General features: G+C 60.6%; 15 protein-coding genes. 14 read left to right on the top strand and 1 reads right to left on the bottom strand.

Annotated features, from left to right (window positions below; all coding sequences use genetic code 11):
• The first annotated feature begins 34 nt into the window (after positions 1-34).
• From QMZ18_RS09930 to QMZ18_RS09890, 9 genes are all read left to right on the top strand, one after another.
• The gene (locus tag QMZ18_RS09930) at positions 35-1360 is read left to right on the top strand and encodes a mechanosensitive ion channel family protein (RefSeq protein ID WP_282606121.1); all 1326 of its coding nucleotides are present in this window, start codon (positions 35-37) and stop codon (positions 1358-1360) included.
• Between the two features lie 221 nt (positions 1361-1581).
• On the top strand, positions 1582-2238 hold the full coding sequence (locus tag QMZ18_RS09925; RefSeq protein WP_282606120.1) for a hypothetical protein: 657 nt from the start codon (positions 1582-1584) through the stop codon (positions 2236-2238).
• Between the two features lie 238 nt (positions 2239-2476).
• Positions 2477-3058 carry an aspartyl/asparaginyl beta-hydroxylase domain-containing protein gene (locus QMZ18_RS09920; RefSeq protein ID WP_282606119.1) on the top strand — a complete coding sequence of 194 codons (582 nt, stop codon included), beginning with the start codon at positions 2477-2479 and terminating at the stop codon, positions 3056-3058.
• Between the two features lie 13 nt (positions 3059-3071).
• Positions 3072-3956 carry an alpha/beta fold hydrolase gene (locus QMZ18_RS09915; protein ID WP_282606118.1) on the top strand — a complete coding sequence of 295 codons (885 nt, stop codon included), beginning with the start codon at positions 3072-3074 and terminating at the stop codon, positions 3954-3956.
• A 147-nt stretch (positions 3957-4103) separates the two neighbouring features.
• Positions 4104-5195, top strand: a complete 1092-nt coding sequence (locus tag QMZ18_RS09910) for a hypothetical protein (RefSeq protein ID WP_282606117.1) — start codon at positions 4104-4106, stop codon at positions 5193-5195.
• Entirely contained in the window at positions 5192-6901 is a 1710-nt protein-coding gene (locus tag QMZ18_RS09905; protein WP_282606116.1) for an ABC transporter ATP-binding protein, read from the top strand. Before QMZ18_RS09910 ends, QMZ18_RS09905 begins: the two co-directional genes overlap by 4 nt.
• A 15-nt stretch (positions 6902-6916) precedes the next feature.
• A complete protein-coding gene (locus tag QMZ18_RS09900) occupies positions 6917-8494 on the top strand; it encodes a cell wall metabolism sensor histidine kinase WalK (RefSeq protein WP_282606115.1) in 1578 nt (525 codons plus the stop codon).
• Positions 8495-8847: 353 nt separating this feature from the next.
• Entirely contained in the window at positions 8848-8997 is a 150-nt protein-coding gene (locus QMZ18_RS09895; protein ID WP_282606114.1) for a hypothetical protein, read from the top strand.
• On the top strand, positions 8994-9671 hold the full coding sequence (locus QMZ18_RS09890; RefSeq protein WP_282606113.1) for a response regulator transcription factor: 678 nt from the start codon (positions 8994-8996) through the stop codon (positions 9669-9671). Before QMZ18_RS09895 ends, QMZ18_RS09890 begins: the two co-directional genes overlap by 4 nt.
• 767 nt (positions 9672-10438) lie before the next feature.
• On the opposite strand, the gene QMZ18_RS09885 is transcribed toward QMZ18_RS09890, so the two are convergent.
• Positions 10439-11941, bottom strand: coding sequence for a PLP-dependent aminotransferase family protein (locus tag QMZ18_RS09885; RefSeq protein ID WP_282606112.1), 1503 nt, complete (start codon positions 11939-11941; stop codon positions 10439-10441).
• 264 nt (positions 11942-12205) lie between these two features.
• On the opposite strand from QMZ18_RS09885, the gene QMZ18_RS09880 reads away from it, so the two are divergent.
• From QMZ18_RS09880 to QMZ18_RS09860, 5 genes are all read left to right on the top strand, one after another.
• Positions 12206-13762: an ABC transporter substrate-binding protein gene (locus tag QMZ18_RS09880; protein ID WP_282606111.1), complete on the top strand. Its 1557-nt coding sequence runs from the start codon at positions 12206-12208 to the stop codon at positions 13760-13762.
• A gap of 14 nt (positions 13763-13776) precedes the next feature.
• Positions 13777-14733 carry an ABC transporter permease gene (locus QMZ18_RS09875; RefSeq protein ID WP_282606110.1) on the top strand — a complete coding sequence of 319 codons (957 nt, stop codon included), beginning with the start codon at positions 13777-13779 and terminating at the stop codon, positions 14731-14733.
• The gene (locus QMZ18_RS09870) at positions 14730-15557 is read left to right on the top strand and encodes an ABC transporter permease (RefSeq protein ID WP_282606109.1); all 828 of its coding nucleotides are present in this window, start codon (positions 14730-14732) and stop codon (positions 15555-15557) included. The genes QMZ18_RS09875 and QMZ18_RS09870 overlap by 4 nt, the downstream gene beginning before the upstream one ends.
• Positions 15554-16390: an alkaline phosphatase family protein gene (locus tag QMZ18_RS09865; protein ID WP_282606108.1), complete on the top strand. Its 837-nt coding sequence runs from the start codon at positions 15554-15556 to the stop codon at positions 16388-16390. Before QMZ18_RS09870 ends, QMZ18_RS09865 begins: the two co-directional genes overlap by 4 nt.
• A 132-nt stretch (positions 16391-16522) precedes the next feature.
• Entirely contained in the window at positions 16523-17524 is a 1002-nt protein-coding gene (locus tag QMZ18_RS09860) for a LysR family transcriptional regulator (protein WP_282606107.1), read from the top strand.
• Positions 17525-17548: the final 24 nt, after the last annotated feature.

The following is a 17548-nucleotide window of genomic DNA, read 5'->3' as shown; positions in this document are numbered from 1 at the left end:
GCACTGCCTTTGCCTTTTGGTATGAGCGCCAGAGATGGAAGAGTTTTTTGAACCGGGTCGCTTCGCCGCCGAATTCCAGTCGGTCGTCGAGTGGACTCTGCATCACATCACCAATATCTGGACTCTGTTGCAGGTGGTGTTGCTGGTTCTGCTGTTCGGGCTCTCTGCCTATCTCGGGAAACATGCGCGTCCGGCCTTAAGCAGCCGTCTGGATCGCATCAATATACCGGCGCGCGTGGCCAGTCAGATCAGGGTGTTACCTACGGTATTGACGCCCCTGATTTATCTTCTTCTGCTTGGGACCGCGATCCTTGTCATTCAGCAACTGACCTGGCCGAGTCGCAGCTATCTTCTCGGGATTGCCACCAATCTTCTGACAGCCTGGATCGTCATCCGCCTGGTCACGACCTTTGTAAACAATCCGGCGCTTGCAAAGACTCTCGCCTTTTGCGCCTGGACCGTCGCGGCACTCAATATTACCGAGTTGCTTGATCCGACGGTGGCGCTGCTCGACTCTCTGGCGGTGAGTTTCGGCGATTTGCGGATTTCGCTGCTGACCATCGTCAAGGGCATGCTGACGCTGGCTCTGTTGCTGTGGGCCGCGTCTGCGCTGTCGCGATTTCTGGAACGACGGATCAATCAGGTTCCTGACCTGACTCCGTCGGTGCAGGTGTTACTCGGTAAGCTGCTGAAGATCACGCTGATATCGCTGGCGGTGGTTATTGCGATCAATAGTGTGGGAATAGATCTCACCGCGCTCGCAGTCTTCTCGGGAGCGGTAGGTGTCGGTATCGGTTTTGGCCTGCAAAAGGTCGTGTCCAATCTGATCAGCGGGGTCATCCTGCTGCTCGATAAGTCTATCAAGCCTGGTGACGTCATCGAACTGGGTGAGACCTTTGGTTGGATTTCTTCGCTTGGCGCACGCTACGTGTCGGTCGTCACGCGCGATAGCAAAGAGTACTTGATTCCCAACGAGGATCTGATCACGCAGCGTGTGGTGAACTGGTCATTCTCCGACAAACTTATCCGTATGGAGATCACCTTCGGTGTTTCTTACGACTGTGACCCTCATGAGGTCCGGCGGATCGCGCGGGAAGCGGCATCAAACCCGGATAGAGTGGTGTCCGAGAGGCCTCCGGTCTGTCATCTGACCGGTTTCGGCGACAGTTCGCTCGATTTCGTGTTGCGTTTCTGGATTAAGGATCCTTCGGGAGGCGTCGCCAACATCAAAGGTGAAGTCCTGCTCGCGCTTTGGGATGCCTTCAAAGAGCACGACATTGAGATTCCCTATCCGCACAATCAGATTATCGTGAAAGACCCGATCGTGGTGGAGAGCCGCAACCGGCCCACAGAGGCCTGAAGCCTGCTCATCTGAACGATACCCTTCATGCGGTCAGATTTTATGGGTCTCCTGCATCTGATTGCCGTGGTTTTTAACGCCCGGCATTTAATTCAAAAAAAATTTCCCGGATTTCTGCTGTTTTTCGCAACGCGTTGAATTTTTTGGGAAGGATTCTCCAAAGCAGTCGTTGTTCTCCTGAAACGCCCAATGATCTGGGCTGTGGATCAGGAGATACAGCTATGAAACGTTTATTCGTACCCCTTCTCGCCCTCCCTCTGGCTGCGTGTTCGGTAGGGACAGATATCGAGAGCTTTAAAGTTCCGTCATTGGGGACTTTGTTCGATAGTGCCCGGCCGGAGACCCAGTCTTTAACGGCGTCAATCTCGCCGGTCCAAAAGCCGACAGCGGCCGAACTGCGCAGCATGACCGTAACGAGCCTGGAAAACGGAGAGCGAATGAGCTTTTCCGTCCGGTCCTTTGGAAACGGTATTCGCGTCACTGAGGACAGCGGATGTGTATGGACCCGTGCCGGCGATTGGTTCTCACCTTCGGACAGTTGGTCCAACTGCGGTGTTTCGAACAACTGGCACACGGGACAAGCAAAGGTTCGCGAGCTCGATTCGCTGTACCCCTTGAAGGTCGGAAGCGTTGGCCGCTACGAACGCAGTGCGGTCTCGCACACCGGTCGATCTTATACCCGCGAAACCCGTTGTGAAGTGACCGATGCGGTTGAAGTGGTTCGACCCGGGCAGATTGCAACGCCCGCTTTTGTCGTCGAATGCAATGACAAAAGCCGCCGCCGCACGACCTGGTACGCGCCGGGGAAGGGCCCCGTTGCCTATCACGAAGTACATCGGCGCAACGGTGTGGAAGAAGCCTGGGTTCGCACCAACTGAAGCCGGCTGCCGGGCAAAGATGAATTCCAGATGAAATCGGAATTAATGCTTCACCAAGAAGATGTGAATAGAAATGAAAATTACTGTTAAAAATCAATATTGTAACTTCTCCATCGAGGATGCCGTGCTATGTGCAAAAGCACCAAATGGCGGCATCTTCCGAGGGTGCCGCCGGTTCAAAAGAATCAGCAGTCTTGCAGGAGCGGCGTTGTCCTGCGGCGCTCTCGAGGAGATTGTTATGAATTACTTCCGGTGTATCACATCCGCCATCGATACCTTGCCGTTCCTGAAAGAAATTGCATCGATCGAAGGTGCATGGAACCAATCCACCGGCCGCCAGGCCAAGATCAAGGTACAGCGTGAAGCACGTGCCATTCCACTACGCGGGTTGCGCAAGTCGGCAATTAACGGCCGCAAGCGTAGTGACGTGCACGAGAGCCGCTGGACGACCGGCTCGATCAGTTATCCGATCGCCTCTCGGTTTCTTCGAGATGTAGCCCGGGACGAGAACAGTCAGCTTGGCCGTGCCAAGATTGTGTGTCTGCCTGCGGGCCGGCGCGTCTATCCACATATCGACCGCGGCGAATACTACCTGCTTCGCAACCGATTTCATCTGGTTCTGAAATCGGCGCATGGTTCCTGGCTCAAAGCCGCGGACGAAGAGGTACGCATGCGCGAAGGCGAGCTTTGGTGGTTCGACAACAAGCAGGTTCATGAAGCTCACAACGACGGCGATCAGGACCGCATCCACATTATCTTCGATCTTTTGCCTCATGCCGCTACCGGCCGATCTTCGGTAGTGCGTTATGAAACTGCCTGAAAAGGACACTGAAATGCGTAATGCTATATCCAACCGGCCGATATCCACGCCGTCGGAATCCGTCACACTGCTGCATCGGCCTGCGAAGGGTAAAGCGGCGTTGGCCTGTTGGTTGGCCATGCCCTCGAATGTGGCGTCCGATGCCCAACCTCTCGTGGCTGTTCACGGGATTCAGCGTGGCGCCAAACAACAGGCAGAGCTTCTGGCTCCACAGGCCGCTGCACTCGGTCGCCCTGTAATTGCTCCGCTTTTCGACAAGCACCGCTGGCCGCGCTATCAGCAGGTTGTACTTGGCAAACGGGCCGATCTTGCTCTTCTTGAACTCATGACGGAGTTGCGTCTTGCCGGTATTTGGCGGACGCAGACCTTTGATCTGTCCGGTTACTCGGGTGGGGCGCAGTTCTCGCACCGTTTTGCCATGCTGTACCCTCAACTCGTACGGCGCCTGACGGTGTCTTCCGCCGGCTGGTACACCTTTCCAGATGCCGCAGCTTTTCCTTATGGTCTGGCCGCCAGGCCTGGTCGAACCGAAGACTGGGGACCGCGCCTCGCCGCTGGGATGGAGGAGTTTCTTCAGCGCCCAATCCAGGTTTGTGTGGGGGCTGAGGACTGCGTCTCCGACCCCAATACGCGCCATGGCCCTGAGATCGATAGGCAACAGGGAAAAGACCGGGTGACGCGTGCCGAACGTTGGGTCGCGGCGATACGGCAGGCCGCGGCGGCACGAGGTATCTCACCTCAGGTGACGATGACGATCATGCCCGACTGTGGTCACGATTTTCGAGATTGCATTCAACACGGCGGCCTCGCCGACTTGATTTTGCCGCCCGAAGAAGTCAGCCCCGATAGGCCCCGGTCGCAACATTGGGAATCGGCTCTACTACAGCCCGCCGGATAGCCAAGACGTGCCTTTCATCAGCTGTTCATCTGCTCTTGGAAGGCCATTCATCGCAGCGACAGACGGGTTTTAGAAAAAATCTGCACACTCAAAATTATCGAATTTCGGCCCTTCACCAAGTGCCGGATGAATCCAGGAGAAATTCTCATGACCGTCCTTTCCCCCATTGCCTTCGACATGCTGGATCAAGCGAAGTGGGCCTTTTCTACCCGGCGCGTTGAGCGGCAAGATGCCGTTAGCCTGCTCGATATGCTTACGCACGCTACCTCAGGCGACCTTGTTCTCGGCCGTGTCGAGCGGATCGGCTCCCACAAGAAAATTCAGCTGGCCAAGGGCCGCGCTTCCGAACTCTATGTCGGCGATCTGGTCGTGTTGGCCTGTGGCGACCGCTATGCCCCGGATCAATTTGAAGGACTTGCTGAACTCGATCCCGAAGGCGCGGACATGTTGGCCGGCGGCGGCGTGCTCGGAAGGATGCGGCATCGCCATGCGAAAATGTCGGCTCCGACCCGTATCATTCCTCTCGGAATGCTGGCCAACGCTGCCGGAAAAGCCATCAATTTAGCCGATTATGCGCTCAACAAGGCCGCGCGGCCCGATGGGCTGAAGGTCATTGGCATTGTCGGGGCGTCCATGAATTCTGGCAAGACAACCGCGGTTGCCGGCTTTGCGCATGGTTTGAGCCGCGCCGGTCACCGTGTCGCCGCCATTAAGGCGACCGGTACCGGCGCGTTCGGTGATTTCAATGCCTTCGTCGACACCGGTGCGCGTTATGTCGCGGATTTCACGGATGCGGGCATGGTCTCGACCTATCGCCAACCGCTGGTCCGCATCGAATCCGGACTTGATACTCTTTTGGCGCATGCCAAACGCGACGGCTGTGATGTCGCGGTGGTCGAGCTTGCGGATGGTGTATTTCAAAAAGAAACCGCAGATCTGTTGCGGAACCCCCGGGTTCGTGACGGCTTTGCCGGCGTCGTTTTCGCTGCGCCCGATGCTCTCGCCGCCGCTGGTGGCTGTGCTGCTCTTCGTGCCATGGGTGTCGAACCCGCCATTGTGACCGGCATGGTCAGCTGCTCACCGCTTGGTGCGGCGGAGGCTGAAACGGCAACCGGAGTGAGCGTGGTCACGCGCAGCACGCTGTGTGATCCGGCGCAGGCCAATGCCCTGCTCGCACAGATGCTCGCCAAGCGTTTCGATCATGCTGTGGCTGTATCGGACGTCGGAGTGGCGGCATGATCTGGTTGCGCAAGAGCCGGGTCTCCGCGAGTCGGCTGCCGCGCATTTTCGGCGAAGGGCGGCGACGCAGCATTGCGCTGGTCGCGGTCCTTGCCCTGGGCCAGGCACTTGCTGCCGGCGTGGCGGCTTTCGCGACGCGGGATGTATTCGCTGCGTTGCGTCTGAGCGAAGCCGATTTACCGCTGCTTGCTCTTTCTTTTATTGCTCTGCTCGGTCTCTCGATCGCTGTATTGCGGGTGGCAGAGCGGTTGGTTGCCGAGAGAGTCGGCCAGGACTATGCCGCGTCTCTGCGCCTTAAACTCTTCAAGCATCTTACGCGTATGTCCGCGCGCGATGTTTCCGCGCGCCGGAGAGGTGCACTGGCGATGCGTTTCGTCGGCGACCTTTCGGCCGTTCGCGGTTGGGTCAGCCTCGGTATCGCACGGCTGATTTCGGCCAGTATCGTACTGCCGGTCACGAGCGGCGTTCTGTTTCTCTTGAACCCCGATTTGGCGGCGGCCGCAGCGGTACCCATCGTGCTTGGATTGATCGTCATGGGGTTTATCGGCCCCTGCCTGGGACCCGCGCATCGACGTTTGCGCGCGCGCCGTGCGCGGCTGGCCGCCGACATGAGTGAACGCATTCCGCATGCGCCGGAGTTGCGGTTGCTGGGACGCAGTCAGATCGAGATATCACATCTTGTGCGCCGTACTGAAAAACTGATCTCGTCGGCTCTCGAGAGAGCACGGGGTGCGGCCTTGCTGCGTGCCGTGCCGGATGCCGTTTCGGGATTCGCCGCCGCCGCTGTTCTGTGGACGGCGTTGCGAACCGGCACCTCCGGGGCCGAAGCTGCCGGCGCCTTGGCTGCCGTAGGACTGTTGATCCAGCCTATGCGCGACCTCGCGGGCGTTTGGGATCGGCATAGGGCCTGGGTTGCGGCGCGTGACAAATGCGATGCGATGCTCGCAGCTCCGAAGCTCGATCTTCCACGCAGGCAGCCGGCCAAACCTTTGCCGGACGAACCGCGGTCCCTGAAGTTCAGGGGCGTATCGGCCGGATTGCTGCATGCGATCGACATAACCGCCCAGGCAGGCCAGAAGATCGCAATTGTCGGCGGTAACGGCGCAGGCAAGTCGACGCTGCTTGGCCTCGCCGCGGGATTGGAACAGCCGGACGAAGGCAAGGTGACGCTCGGCGGAAGAACGCCTATCAGTCTGCGCGCCTCTGAACGGCGACGCATTCTCGCACTGGTCGGCAAGCACTCGCCGATCCTTGCCGGCAGCCTGCGCCGTGCCCTGACGATGGGTGTCGCGAGCAGACCTGACGATGACGCGATCCTTGCGCAGGCGGAAGTCTTTGGACTGAAGGAGATGATCGGCCGGCTTGGTGGTCTCGACGGCAAAATCGCCGAAGCCGGACAAAATTTGTCCGCCGGCGAAGCGCGCCGTGTGCTGCTGGTGCGCGCTGCTCTTTCCCGACCGCAGCTCATGCTGCTCGATGAGCCCGATGACGTGTTGGATACGGACGGCCCCGATTTGGTCGAACATCTTACACGTCAAAGCGATGCGACCACGCTGGTCATCACCCATAGCCTGGCGGTCGCCCGGCGCATGGACCAGCTTTGGTTTATCGAGGATGGTCGGATTCTGGAAGCGGGCGCGCCCGAGGACCTGCTTGCCGGAGAGAGCGTCACTGCCCGGTTTTTCGCGCCTCGCCAGGCCGCGTAAGAGGGAATTGCAAGCTTGCGTTATCTGACAAAACTGACGCTGTCTTTCAGCGGGTTGCTTGCGATTGCGCTGATCTCTGCTGCGATCGCTTTTTGGAGCGCCCGATCCGCGGAGCACCATCTTGAGCGTTCCCAACTCGCCCATCGGGTCCACGGGCAATATCTTTCCTTGTCGACCCATACCTATCAGCTGTTCAAACAGTTCGGCGATGCGCTGCTGATCGGCGACCGCGACGGCGGGCGCGGTGAAGCGCTGCTTTTGACCGCAATTCGCACAGATATCCGCAGGCTCAGGGTTTTGATCGCCGAAGAAGTTCAGATCGCCGGCGAGGAAGAGATCGAGGAACTCGAACTCCTCGCCAGGATCGAGCGTCAGATCGAAGGCCTGCTGCAAGAATTCCTGCGCCTGCAATCGGGATTGCAATCAGCCGACCCGGACGGGTTTCAAGCGCGCCTTTCCAAGGTTCTCGACGAAAAGATCGATGCGGATTTCCAAGTGCTCCTCGCCGAGGCGCTGGCCGAAGAGCGCGAGGAAGTCGCGGAAACCGAGGCGGAAATGCAGGCCGCCATCAGTCTGTTTCAGACCGCGGCGATCCTTGCCGGTTTGATCGCAGCCCTGACCGCGGTCTTCGGTATTCTTTTTCTGCGCCGTGGTTTGTCCCGGCCGTTAAAACACCTTTTGGAAGGCGCTGAGGCTGTGGGCCGCGGCGAGCTGGATCATCGCGTCACTGCGTCGGGCGATACCGAACTCGGGCGTGTCGCCCAGGCCTTCAATCAGATGATTGCCAAGGTGGCGCAGCGGCAGGATTCGCTGAGTGCGTCCCGCGATGCATTGGAGAAGGAGGTTTCACGCCGCACCGAGCAGCTCCAAAACCTGCTGAAGACTCTGCGCGTGTCGGAAGAAAACCGGAAAAGACTGCTGGCCGATGTCAGCCACGAACTGCGCACGCCCCTGACCATCATTCGCGGCGAGGCCGACGTTGCCCTCCGCGGTGGCGACCGCTCAGCCGAAGAGTATCGCGAAGTGATGGTTCGCACGCGCGATGCCGCCGACCACACGGCACGGATCGTCGATGACCTGCTGTTTGTCGCCCGGCATGAAAACGGCGAGGTCCGGATCCAACTGCAGGAAACGGACCTTACCAGGTTGGTGGAGCGCGCGGTTGCCGCCGGCAAGGCGCTTGGCGACAGCGCAAAATCGGTGACTTTCGAGGCCATGGTGGCGCAGGCGAAACTGCGCGCCGATCCCAACCGTATCCAACAGGTCATTACGATCCTGCTGGAAAACGCGCTGCGGTACGGAGGCCAGAGCATAGAGGTGCGGCTCGATCAGACCCCGGGCGGTTTTGCGGTCACGGTTATCGATGACGGACCCGGTTTGGCGCAGAGTGAATTGACGCACGTCTTCGAGCGGTTTTTCCGCGGCACCAATGCGGCGACCCGTTATGACGGCGGTACCGGACTCGGGCTGCCGGTGGCGAAAGCAATCATCGAAGCGCACGGCGGTCAGATCGCTCTGACAAGCGAAACGGGGGAAGGGGTGCAGGCACGCTTTACCCTGCCGAACCGCCGTGTGCTTGCCGCTGCTTCCTGAGATTTTCGGCGGTTGATACCGGCCGGCAGAGAGCATTGGTCCCTGGCGGGCAATCCCTCTCTTTAGCGAGCGGCCTCCTTTTCGGCAGGACTTTTAAAGAGCTGTTTTTGTTGGAAATTCCGTCGAACAGATAATTGAATTTTGCCCCGATTTTGTCACAGCTGTGCAGGGATCAAATCATCGCAAGGGCCGTTGTTGTTATGAAAACGCCCCGGACGCCCAGACCTTTGGTTCGGACTTCAGAGGCAAATGGACATCGACCCACTGAGGTCCGTGTGACTTAGAGAATAAGTGGTCCCGCAGGTCTTGCGGCGAGCTGCGGCCTGTCACGCGAAAGCAGAAGGAATGACGACATGCCTCTCTCGCAACTCGGGATCGACCGGCGGCGGGTTCCGGCCCGGATTTCACCCGGACGTCTGTTGGAAGATTCGTTGGAAAACCGACCCGGGAAAACGCGCTGGCTGTCCCGGATCCAAATGGCCGGCGAGGGCCGGGTGCGATGAACCTTCTTCTTGTGGAAGACGAGGCACGGGTCGCCGACTTCATCGTGCGCGGTCTGCGGGCCGAGGGCTGGATGGTGACCCATGCACCCGACGCCGAGATCGCAACCGAACTCTCGCGCCAGGACAGCTTTGACGTCATCGTCCTGGACCTGGTCCTGCCGGGCATGCAGGGCAAGGATTTCTGCCGAAAACTGCGGGCCCGCCGGAACCTGACGCCGATCCTGATGCTCTCCGCGCTCGACGCCCTGGATGAGCGGGTCGAGGGCCTGAAGATCGGTGCCGACGACTACATGGGCAAGCCCTTCGAGTTCGACGAACTGATCGCCCGCATCGAGGCCCTGGCCCGCCGTTCCACCCAGTTCTGCGCCCCCGCCGCCGAAACCCTGATGCAGGCCGGCGCCATTGCCCTGGACCTGGAAAGCCTGGAAGCCAGCGTCGACGATGAACCCCTGGACCTGACCGCCAAGGAGCGCGAGATCCTGAAGCTCTTCCTCTCCAAACCCGGCCGCGTCTTCTCCCGCGAGCGCATCCTCAACAGCGTCTGGGGTGCCAGCGAAGACCCCCTGACCAATGTGGTCGATGTTTACGTCGGCCGCCTGCGCCGGAAGCTGGGGGAGCAGGGAGAGAAGCTGCAGACGGTCCGCGGTGCCGGCTATCGTTTGAGAGCGGAGTGACCGCCGCCGCGATCAGAAACTCAAGAGGACGAGACAGCTTGCCCGGCAGCGGCAAAAAGGGAAGGGGATGGCGGGGAGATTGGGGACAATGGGCATAGAACGCCGGCTTGGCCGTCGCCGGGCGTCGCTTGGGTGACCGTTGGCCTGCCCGCGGAGCCTAAACGGGGGACAGTGGGGACCAGCCGGACTCCGCCCTCCGTTCCAAGGCTCTGGCCCGCTTTCTTGAGACGGTCTTTCAGCTTTGCTTTTTGGGGCCCTTCTTGGGGGTCCTTTGAGGCCTTTTGTCGTCCCTTTTTGGGGACAGTGGAGAGCCTTTTTGCTTTTTCCCCCACGCTGGTCTTTCCTGGTCTTTCCCGGCCAAGCCACCGGTGACAGGGGATAAGTTCGGTTGCTGCGACCGGGTCGCTGCGGCCGGAGAGTTGTCTATACATTTCGAAGACCTGTTGAGGCTGGGTATAGTTTGTTGCTTGGATCTGGATCGTCACGACCTTGGCCAAAGAAAAATCTGAGCGCGCGATTTTCAACGTCATCGGCAGTGAAAGTTATGGAGGGTTTACGGATCATGTATGCTCTTTTTATTTAATATTATGTCCCTAATAATAATTGAACTCGCGATCAATTTGTAACTCTAAGTTACCTACGTATGCGCCGATGAGTTTTTGAGATCACATCGTTCGCGCTCGTCCTGCATGATATCGGCCGGAATAGAAGCAAAGTGGTAGTCTCCATCTCTTCTCTAATCCATCAGACTCCATCTCTGCCCCACCTCACCCATCCCTCACACACGCCTTCAAAATCTCCATCCCGCGCTCCAGTTCGTCCTCCGTGCTTGACGCAAAGCCGATCAAAAGTCCTTTCTTCGGGGCCTGGCGATTGCGGTAGTAGTAGGAGAGCTGCTCCACTCCGAGCCGGCCGTCGTTGCAGCGGGTCAGGATGTTGTCTTCGTCGCGGGACTGGTCCTTGAAGTAGCAGAGATTGTAGAAGCCCGCCGTGAAGTCCGGGGGCTCGAAGCTGTCGTGGAAGTTCCGGTGGAGAATTTCCAGGAGCCGTTCCTGCCGCCTGGCGTAGATGCGCCGGGTTTTGTGCAGGTGGCGGGTGAAATGGCCGTCTTCGATGAAGCGGGCCAGGATCTGCTCGCTCAGTTGCGGCATGGCGCGGTAGCGGACCTGGATCAGGCGCCGGCACTGCGCGGCGAGCGTTCGGGGCATGATCATGTAGCCTACGCGCAGGGTCTGTAACAGGGACATGCTGAAGGCGCCGATGTAGATCACGCGGTTGTCCTGGTCCAGGGCTTTCAGGGGCGGAATGGGGCGGCCCTTGTAGCGGAACTCGCTGCCGAGATCGTCCTCGATGAGGAGCGCGCCGCTCTCGGCGGCCCAGAGCAGGAGCTCCAGCTTTCGTTTGACCGGCATGGCGATGGTGAGCGGCTGCTGCTTGGCAGCGGTGACGAAGGCCAGCTTTACCTTGCGCGCCGACAGGGCCGTTGGATCCAGGGCTGCGGGATTCAGGGACGCAGTATCCAGGGCTGCGGGATCGGCGCCGAAGGCATCCACGGGCATCGGGTGAACGCGGCAGCCATGGGACTGGAAGATCGAACGAACCGCCGACATGCCGGGTTCTTCGAAGGCGACGTCGTCTTGTGGGTCAAGGAGCAGTTCGGTGAGCAGGCTGACCGCGTGATGGGCGCCGAAGGTGGTCACGACCTCCTCGGGCGCGCAGCGGATCCCGCGGCTCAAGGCGACCTGCGTTGCGATCTGCTGTTCCAGGAGCGAAGGCTCGTCCGTATCGCGGTAGTAGGCGGTGCGGCTGTCGATCCGCGACATGACTTCTTTGGTCAGTTTCGACCAGATCTGAAAGGGAAAGAGGCGGTGGTCGGGCGCGGACATGTGGAGATATCTGGCGCTCTTGTTCCTGGAGATGGACTCCCGCCAGCAGAGGCTCTGCGCCCGCTGTGACAGCAGCCGAAGCGTGTCGTTTGTTTCGGGCGCTTCGGCCGTGCCATCGCGTGCGTTGTCAGGTGTGTTGGCGCGCGCGCCGAGAGAGGCCAACGGTGGCGCCTGAAGGTTTGGAATGGCCTCGACAAAGATGCCGCTGCCCGCGACCGGCCTCAGATAGCCCTCGGCGATCAGCTGGTCCAGCGCGGTGACGATCGTGAAGCGGGAGACGCCCAGGCGCTCCGACAGCGCACGGGACGAGGGCATGCGGGCCCCGCTGGGCAAAACGCCCGACAGTACCAGTTCCCGGAGCCTGTTGTAGAGCTGCCGGTGCATCGGCACGCCGCCCGAGGGATCGAGAAGCAGTCCGTCGATGGGCAGGCCGTCATTCGATCTTCCGATGGGTGTGCCTCCCGGCTCTTTTACAGCAGCATGCCAACTGGACTGGTCAAATTTTTAATTTCTGGACATGTCAACAGTACGCTTTTGCGGAGTAGAAACAAGCCGCTTGCTCACGGGCTGATGTGAAACGGCCAAAACGAAGCGCGCCGCGAAAGGCTGCGGCCAACGGCAGGAAAGCCTGCTTCAGGGAGACGAATCATGACCGGACCTTCAAAGAAACTGTCGCGCCGCGGCTTTCTGCAACACAGTGGTGCGGCGGGACTGGCGGCCACCTCCGCCGGTCTTCTGCTGCCGCAGGCGGGCTTCGCGAACAGCCCCAGGAAAGGCGGGCATTTCGTCCTCGGCCTGAAGGGCGGCGAAAGCACGGATACGCTGGACCCGGCCTTGTCGCTGGGCAGTGCCAACTCCTACGCGCTCTATGCCTTTGGCGACTATCTGGTCGACATCACGCCCGACGGCGGGCTGACCCCGGCGCTGGCCGAAAGCTGGGAGGCTGCGGAGGGCGGAAAGGTCTGGCATTTCCGCATCCGTAAAAGCGTCGAATTCCATAACGGGAAGAGCCTGACCGCCGAAGACGTCCTGAAAACTATGCAGCGCCATTCCAACGAGGACTCCCAGTCCGGCGCACTCGGCATCATGCGCGGCGTCGAATCGATGAAGGCCGACGGCGATCTCTTCACCGTCACCTTGACCACCCCCAATGCCGACCTGCCTTACCTGATGACGGACTATCATCTGGTCATCCAGCCGAACGGCGGTATGGACAGCCCGGCGGACGGCGTCGGTTCGGGACCCTACAGGCTGACCGAGGAAGAGCCCGGGGTGCGCTACAGCTTTGCGAAGTTCGCGAACCACTGGAACGGCCAGGTCGGCCATTACGACACCCACGAGATCATCGCGATCAACGACGACACGGCACGGGTCGCGGCCCTGCAGTCCGGGCAGGTTCACGCCATCGACAAGGTGCCGCCCCGCATCGCGAACCTCGTGGGCCGGGCGCCGGGCGTCGCCGTCGGCATCACGCCGGGCCGCGGGCACTACATCTTCGTAATGCACACGGATACCCCGCCCTTCGACAACAAGGATCTGCGGCTGGCGCTGAAGTATGCGATCAACCGCCAGGAGCTGGTCGACACGGTTCTGAACGGATACGGATCGGTCGGAAACGACATTCCGATCAGCGATGCCTATCCGCTGTTCGACGAGACGCTGCCGCAGCGCGCATTCTCACTTGAAAAGGCAGCCGAACACTACGGGCTGTCGGGTCATGACGGATCGCCCATCATCCTTCAGGTTTCGGACGCGGCGTTCCCCGGCGCGATCGACGCGGCGCAGCTCTTTCAGCAGAGCGCGAAGGCGGCGGGCATCCCGCTGGAAATCAAACGCGAACCCGCCGACGGTTACTGGTCCGAGGTCTGGAACAAGCAACCCTTCTGCGCCTCCTTCTGGGGCGGGCGGCCGGTGCAGGACCAGATGTGGTCGACCGGCTATCTTTCCAGCGCCGACTGGAACGACACGCGCTTCAACAATCCCGAATTCGACGCATTGCTGCTGGAGGCGCGGGCCGAACTGGACCAGACCCGGCGTAGGGCGCTCTACGCGCGCATGGCCCGGATCGTCTGGGAGGAAGGCGGCTTGATCAATCCGATGTTCAATCAGTTCATCGACGGCTATTCGGAAAAGCTCGGCGGCTGGACGCAGCACTACAGCCAGATGATGAACGGATTTGCCGCCAAGCTGACCTGGTTCGCCTGAGGGTTACGATCCCGATGCACCCGATGTTAAAGCTTCTGATCCAGCGCCTGGCGCTGGGTCTGCTGCTGCTCTTCGCGTCCACCATATTGATCTTCGTCGGCACGTCGATCCTGCCGGGGGATGTCGCGCAGGCGATCCTGGGGCAGACGGCGACGCCCGAGGCACTGGAAAACCTGCGCCGCGAAATGGGGCTGAACGAGCCGGCTGTCGCTCGGTACTTTTCCTGGATCGGCGGGATCCTTCAAGGCGATCTCGGTACCGCACTGACCAATGGCGCCGATATAACGCAGTCTCTCGGCAAGCGGCTCGGAAATACGCTGTTCCTCGCCTTCTGGGCCGCGGTCGTTTCGGTGCCCCTGGCCATACTGCTGGGCGTCATTTCCGTCCGATACCGGAACCGTTTGCCGGACAAGCTGATTTCGGCGGTGACGCTCGCCACCATTTCGCTGCCCGAATTCATCATCGGCTACGTCGTGATGTTCCTTCTTGCCGTCAAGCTGCAGTGGGTGCCCTCGGTCTCCCTGATCAATGACGGCATGAGCCTGTTGGCAAAGCTCCAGGCGATCGCCCTGCCGGTCATCGTCCTGGTCTTCGTCGTCCTCGCCCACATGATGCGCATGACCCGGGCCGCGATCCTGAACGTGATGGAATCGGCCTACATCGAAACGGCGGAACTGAAGGGCCTGAACGGATTCCGGGTCATCGTCAGCCACGCTTTGCCGAACGCCGCCGCACCCATCGTCAACGTCGTCATGCTCAACCTCGCCTACCTGGTCGTCGGTGTCGTGGTGGTCGAGGTGGTCTTCGTCTATCCGGGCATGGGTCAGTACCTGGTCGATCACGTTTCCAAGCGCGACGTGCCCGTCGTGCAGGCGGCCGGCCTGATCTTCGCCGGTGTGTACATCCTGCTCAATACGGCGGCCGATCTGATCGCGATCCTCAGCAACCCGAGACTGAGGCATCCGAAATGATCCAGGCCGTAAGGAAGATGCCGCTCAGCGCGCTCGCCGGTCTGGTCATCACCCTGCTGTTTTTTCTGATGGCTCTTTCTGCTCCGCTGATCGCGCCTTACGGACTGGGCGAGGTCGTGGGCAAGGTCTGGGAACCCAGCTCCGCGCGCTTTTGGCTGGGCACCGACAATATCGGCCGCGACCTGCTGTCCCGCATGATCTACGGCGGAAGAACCACCATCTTCATCGCGTCGGCGGCGACACTAATTTCCTTCACGATTGGATCGGTGCTGGGCTTCACGGCCGTCGTCATGGGCGGCTGGTGCGATGTTCTGCTTTCTCGCTTTGTCGATCTGATCATGTCGATCCCGGGGCTGATCTTCGCGCTGGTGATCCTGTCGGTGGTCCCGGCGACGATCCTCGTTCTGATCCTGGTGATGGCCTTTCTGGACGCCACGCGCGTCTACCGCCTGAGCCGCTCGGTGGCGGAGAGTATCTATGCCATGGACTATGTCGAAGCCGCCAAACTGCGGGGTGAAGGCACGGGCTGGATCGTGCTGCGGGAAATTCTGCCCAATGCGCTCAGCCCGCTGGTTTCCGAACTCGGACTGCGCTTCATCTTCATGGTGCTCTATCTTTCCACCCTGTCGTTTCTGGGGCTGGGGATTCAACCGCCCTCCACCGACTGGGGCGCCATCGTAAAAGAGAACAGCGACGGCCTGGTCTACGGCATCACCGCGGCCCTGGCACCCGCCATCGCGATCGCGACCCTCGCAATTTCCGTGAACCTGGTCGCCGACTGGGTGCTGTCACTCACCACCAGCCTGAAAGGAGGCCGCTCATGAATAACAAGCTCCTCTTGCTTATTATCGACGGTGTTCCCTGGCGCAATTGGCGCCGTCTCTTCGGCAATCTGGAGGGGTGGGTGGATACAGGCGAAGCGCGGGTCTGGAAAATCCGCGCGCCTCTGCCGTCCGTCTCGGCGCCCTGTTATGCCTCGATACACACCGGCGTGGTTCCAGCCGTACACGGCTGCACCGGCAACTATGACGTAAACAGACTTTCGGTCCCGGACATTTTCTCGGAAATCCGCGGGGCCGGCGGCATAACCGGCGCGATAACGCATTCCTCCTGGTCGGAGTTCTTCAATCGCGCGCCTTTCGATCCGGTGCGGGACATCGAATACGACGAGCCGGAAAGCAGCAGCATCAATCACGGCCGGTTTCACACCATGTCGGGCGATTGGTCGGCCAATCAGATGACCCCCAGCGACGCGGATCTCTTTGCAACGCTGACCATGCTCACGGAACGCTTCGGGATCGACTACGGTATCCTGCATAGCTGTACGCTCGACAGCATGGGGCACCGCTTCAAGCACGACTGCGAGGAAACCGACGGGTCCTGCTATCTGCTGGACGCGCAACTGGCGCCCTATATCAAGCGCTGGCGTCAGGCGGGTTATGAGATCATCGTCACGGCCGACCACGGGCAGTCCGAACGCGGCCATCACGGCGGCCGGGGCGAGGATCAGCAGGATACGGCTCTATACTATTTCGGTCCTGCCAAAGGCCCAGAACCAGAGACGCTTTTACAGATCACCCAGATCGCCCCGACGGTTTTGACCCGGATGCAGGTTCCCCTTCCCGAGACGATGAAAGAAGCGAGCTTTCTCGACTAGAGCGTCGACCCTTTGAGCAAACGAGGGGCTATCTATCCCATTGGACCGTTAAGGTGGATTTACGGCCATCAATAGTTCGGCTAAAGATCTTGTTGCTGTCCTCCTGTGAGGGCGGGTGCCGGAGAAGAGCCGATGACCCAGGAAAACCCGCTTGATCTCTCGATCCGCGCCCTGCGCGTGCTGGTCGCCGTCGACGAGGCGGGCACGATGGCCAAGGCGGCTGAGCGCTTAGGGGCCAGCCCTGCCGCGGTGTCGCAGCAGATCGCCAATCTGGAGGCCTTTGCGCGCACGACGCTGCTTGACCGTTCGGAACGGCCGATCCGGCCCACGCCCGCTGGGGCGCTGCTGCTCAGCCATGCGCGCAAGGTGCTGATGGCGGTTTCGGAAGCGCAGGCGCAGATGATGGAACTCAATCTTTCCTCGCTGCCGCAGCTGCGCTTCGCCGTCATCGACGACTTCGATGCCTCTGTGACTCCGCACCTGATCGGCGGGCTGCACGCGGCCTATCCCAAGACCGCGTTCAGTGCGGTCTCCGGGCGTTCGGACAACATGACGGATCTTTTTGTGCAGCGGGAGGCGGACATTGCGGTGACCGGCCTGCCGCCGGAGGACCCGTCGATCTACGATGTTTTCCCGCTGCTGGAGGAAACCTTTTCCGTGGTCGCCGCGCGCGGTGTTCTGCAGAGGGATGCGCCGCTCCTGCCGCAGCTCCGCCAGCTGCCCTTCGTGCACCATAATGAAAAGATGCCGATGGGCCGGCTGGTCGAGCAGCATCTGCGGCGCCATCGCTTTTCGGCCGAGCGCCGCTTTTCCTTCGAGGCGCCCCGCTCGATCCTGGCCATGGTGGCGCAGGCCGGCGGCTGGAGCCTGGGCACGCCGCTCAACATTCTCGACAGCGCACGTTTTTTGGCGGAGACGGAAGTGATATCCTCGCCCTTCACCCGCCTCAGCCGGAAAATCTTCCTGGTGGCGCGGCGCGGTGAATTGGGCAGCCTGCCGGCCCGTGTCGCCTCGATGATCGGCAGCTTCCTGCGTGAGGACGTGGTGCCGCAGGCGGCGCGGCTTTCGGAGGGCGGGGAGGTGCTGTTCGAGGTGCTGGCGGAGGGGGAAGTAGCGCCAGACGTCGAGGTTTAAAACGGGAGAGTGGCAGTCCCACGT

Origin of the sequence: Pelagibius sp. Alg239-R121 (genome assembly GCF_947331435.1) — a bacterium.
GTDB lineage: Bacteria > Pseudomonadota > Alphaproteobacteria > Kiloniellales > Kiloniellaceae > Denitrobaculum.
The sequence above is the reverse complement of the archived record's forward strand: the minus strand, read 5'-3'. Positions and strand labels throughout refer to the sequence as shown.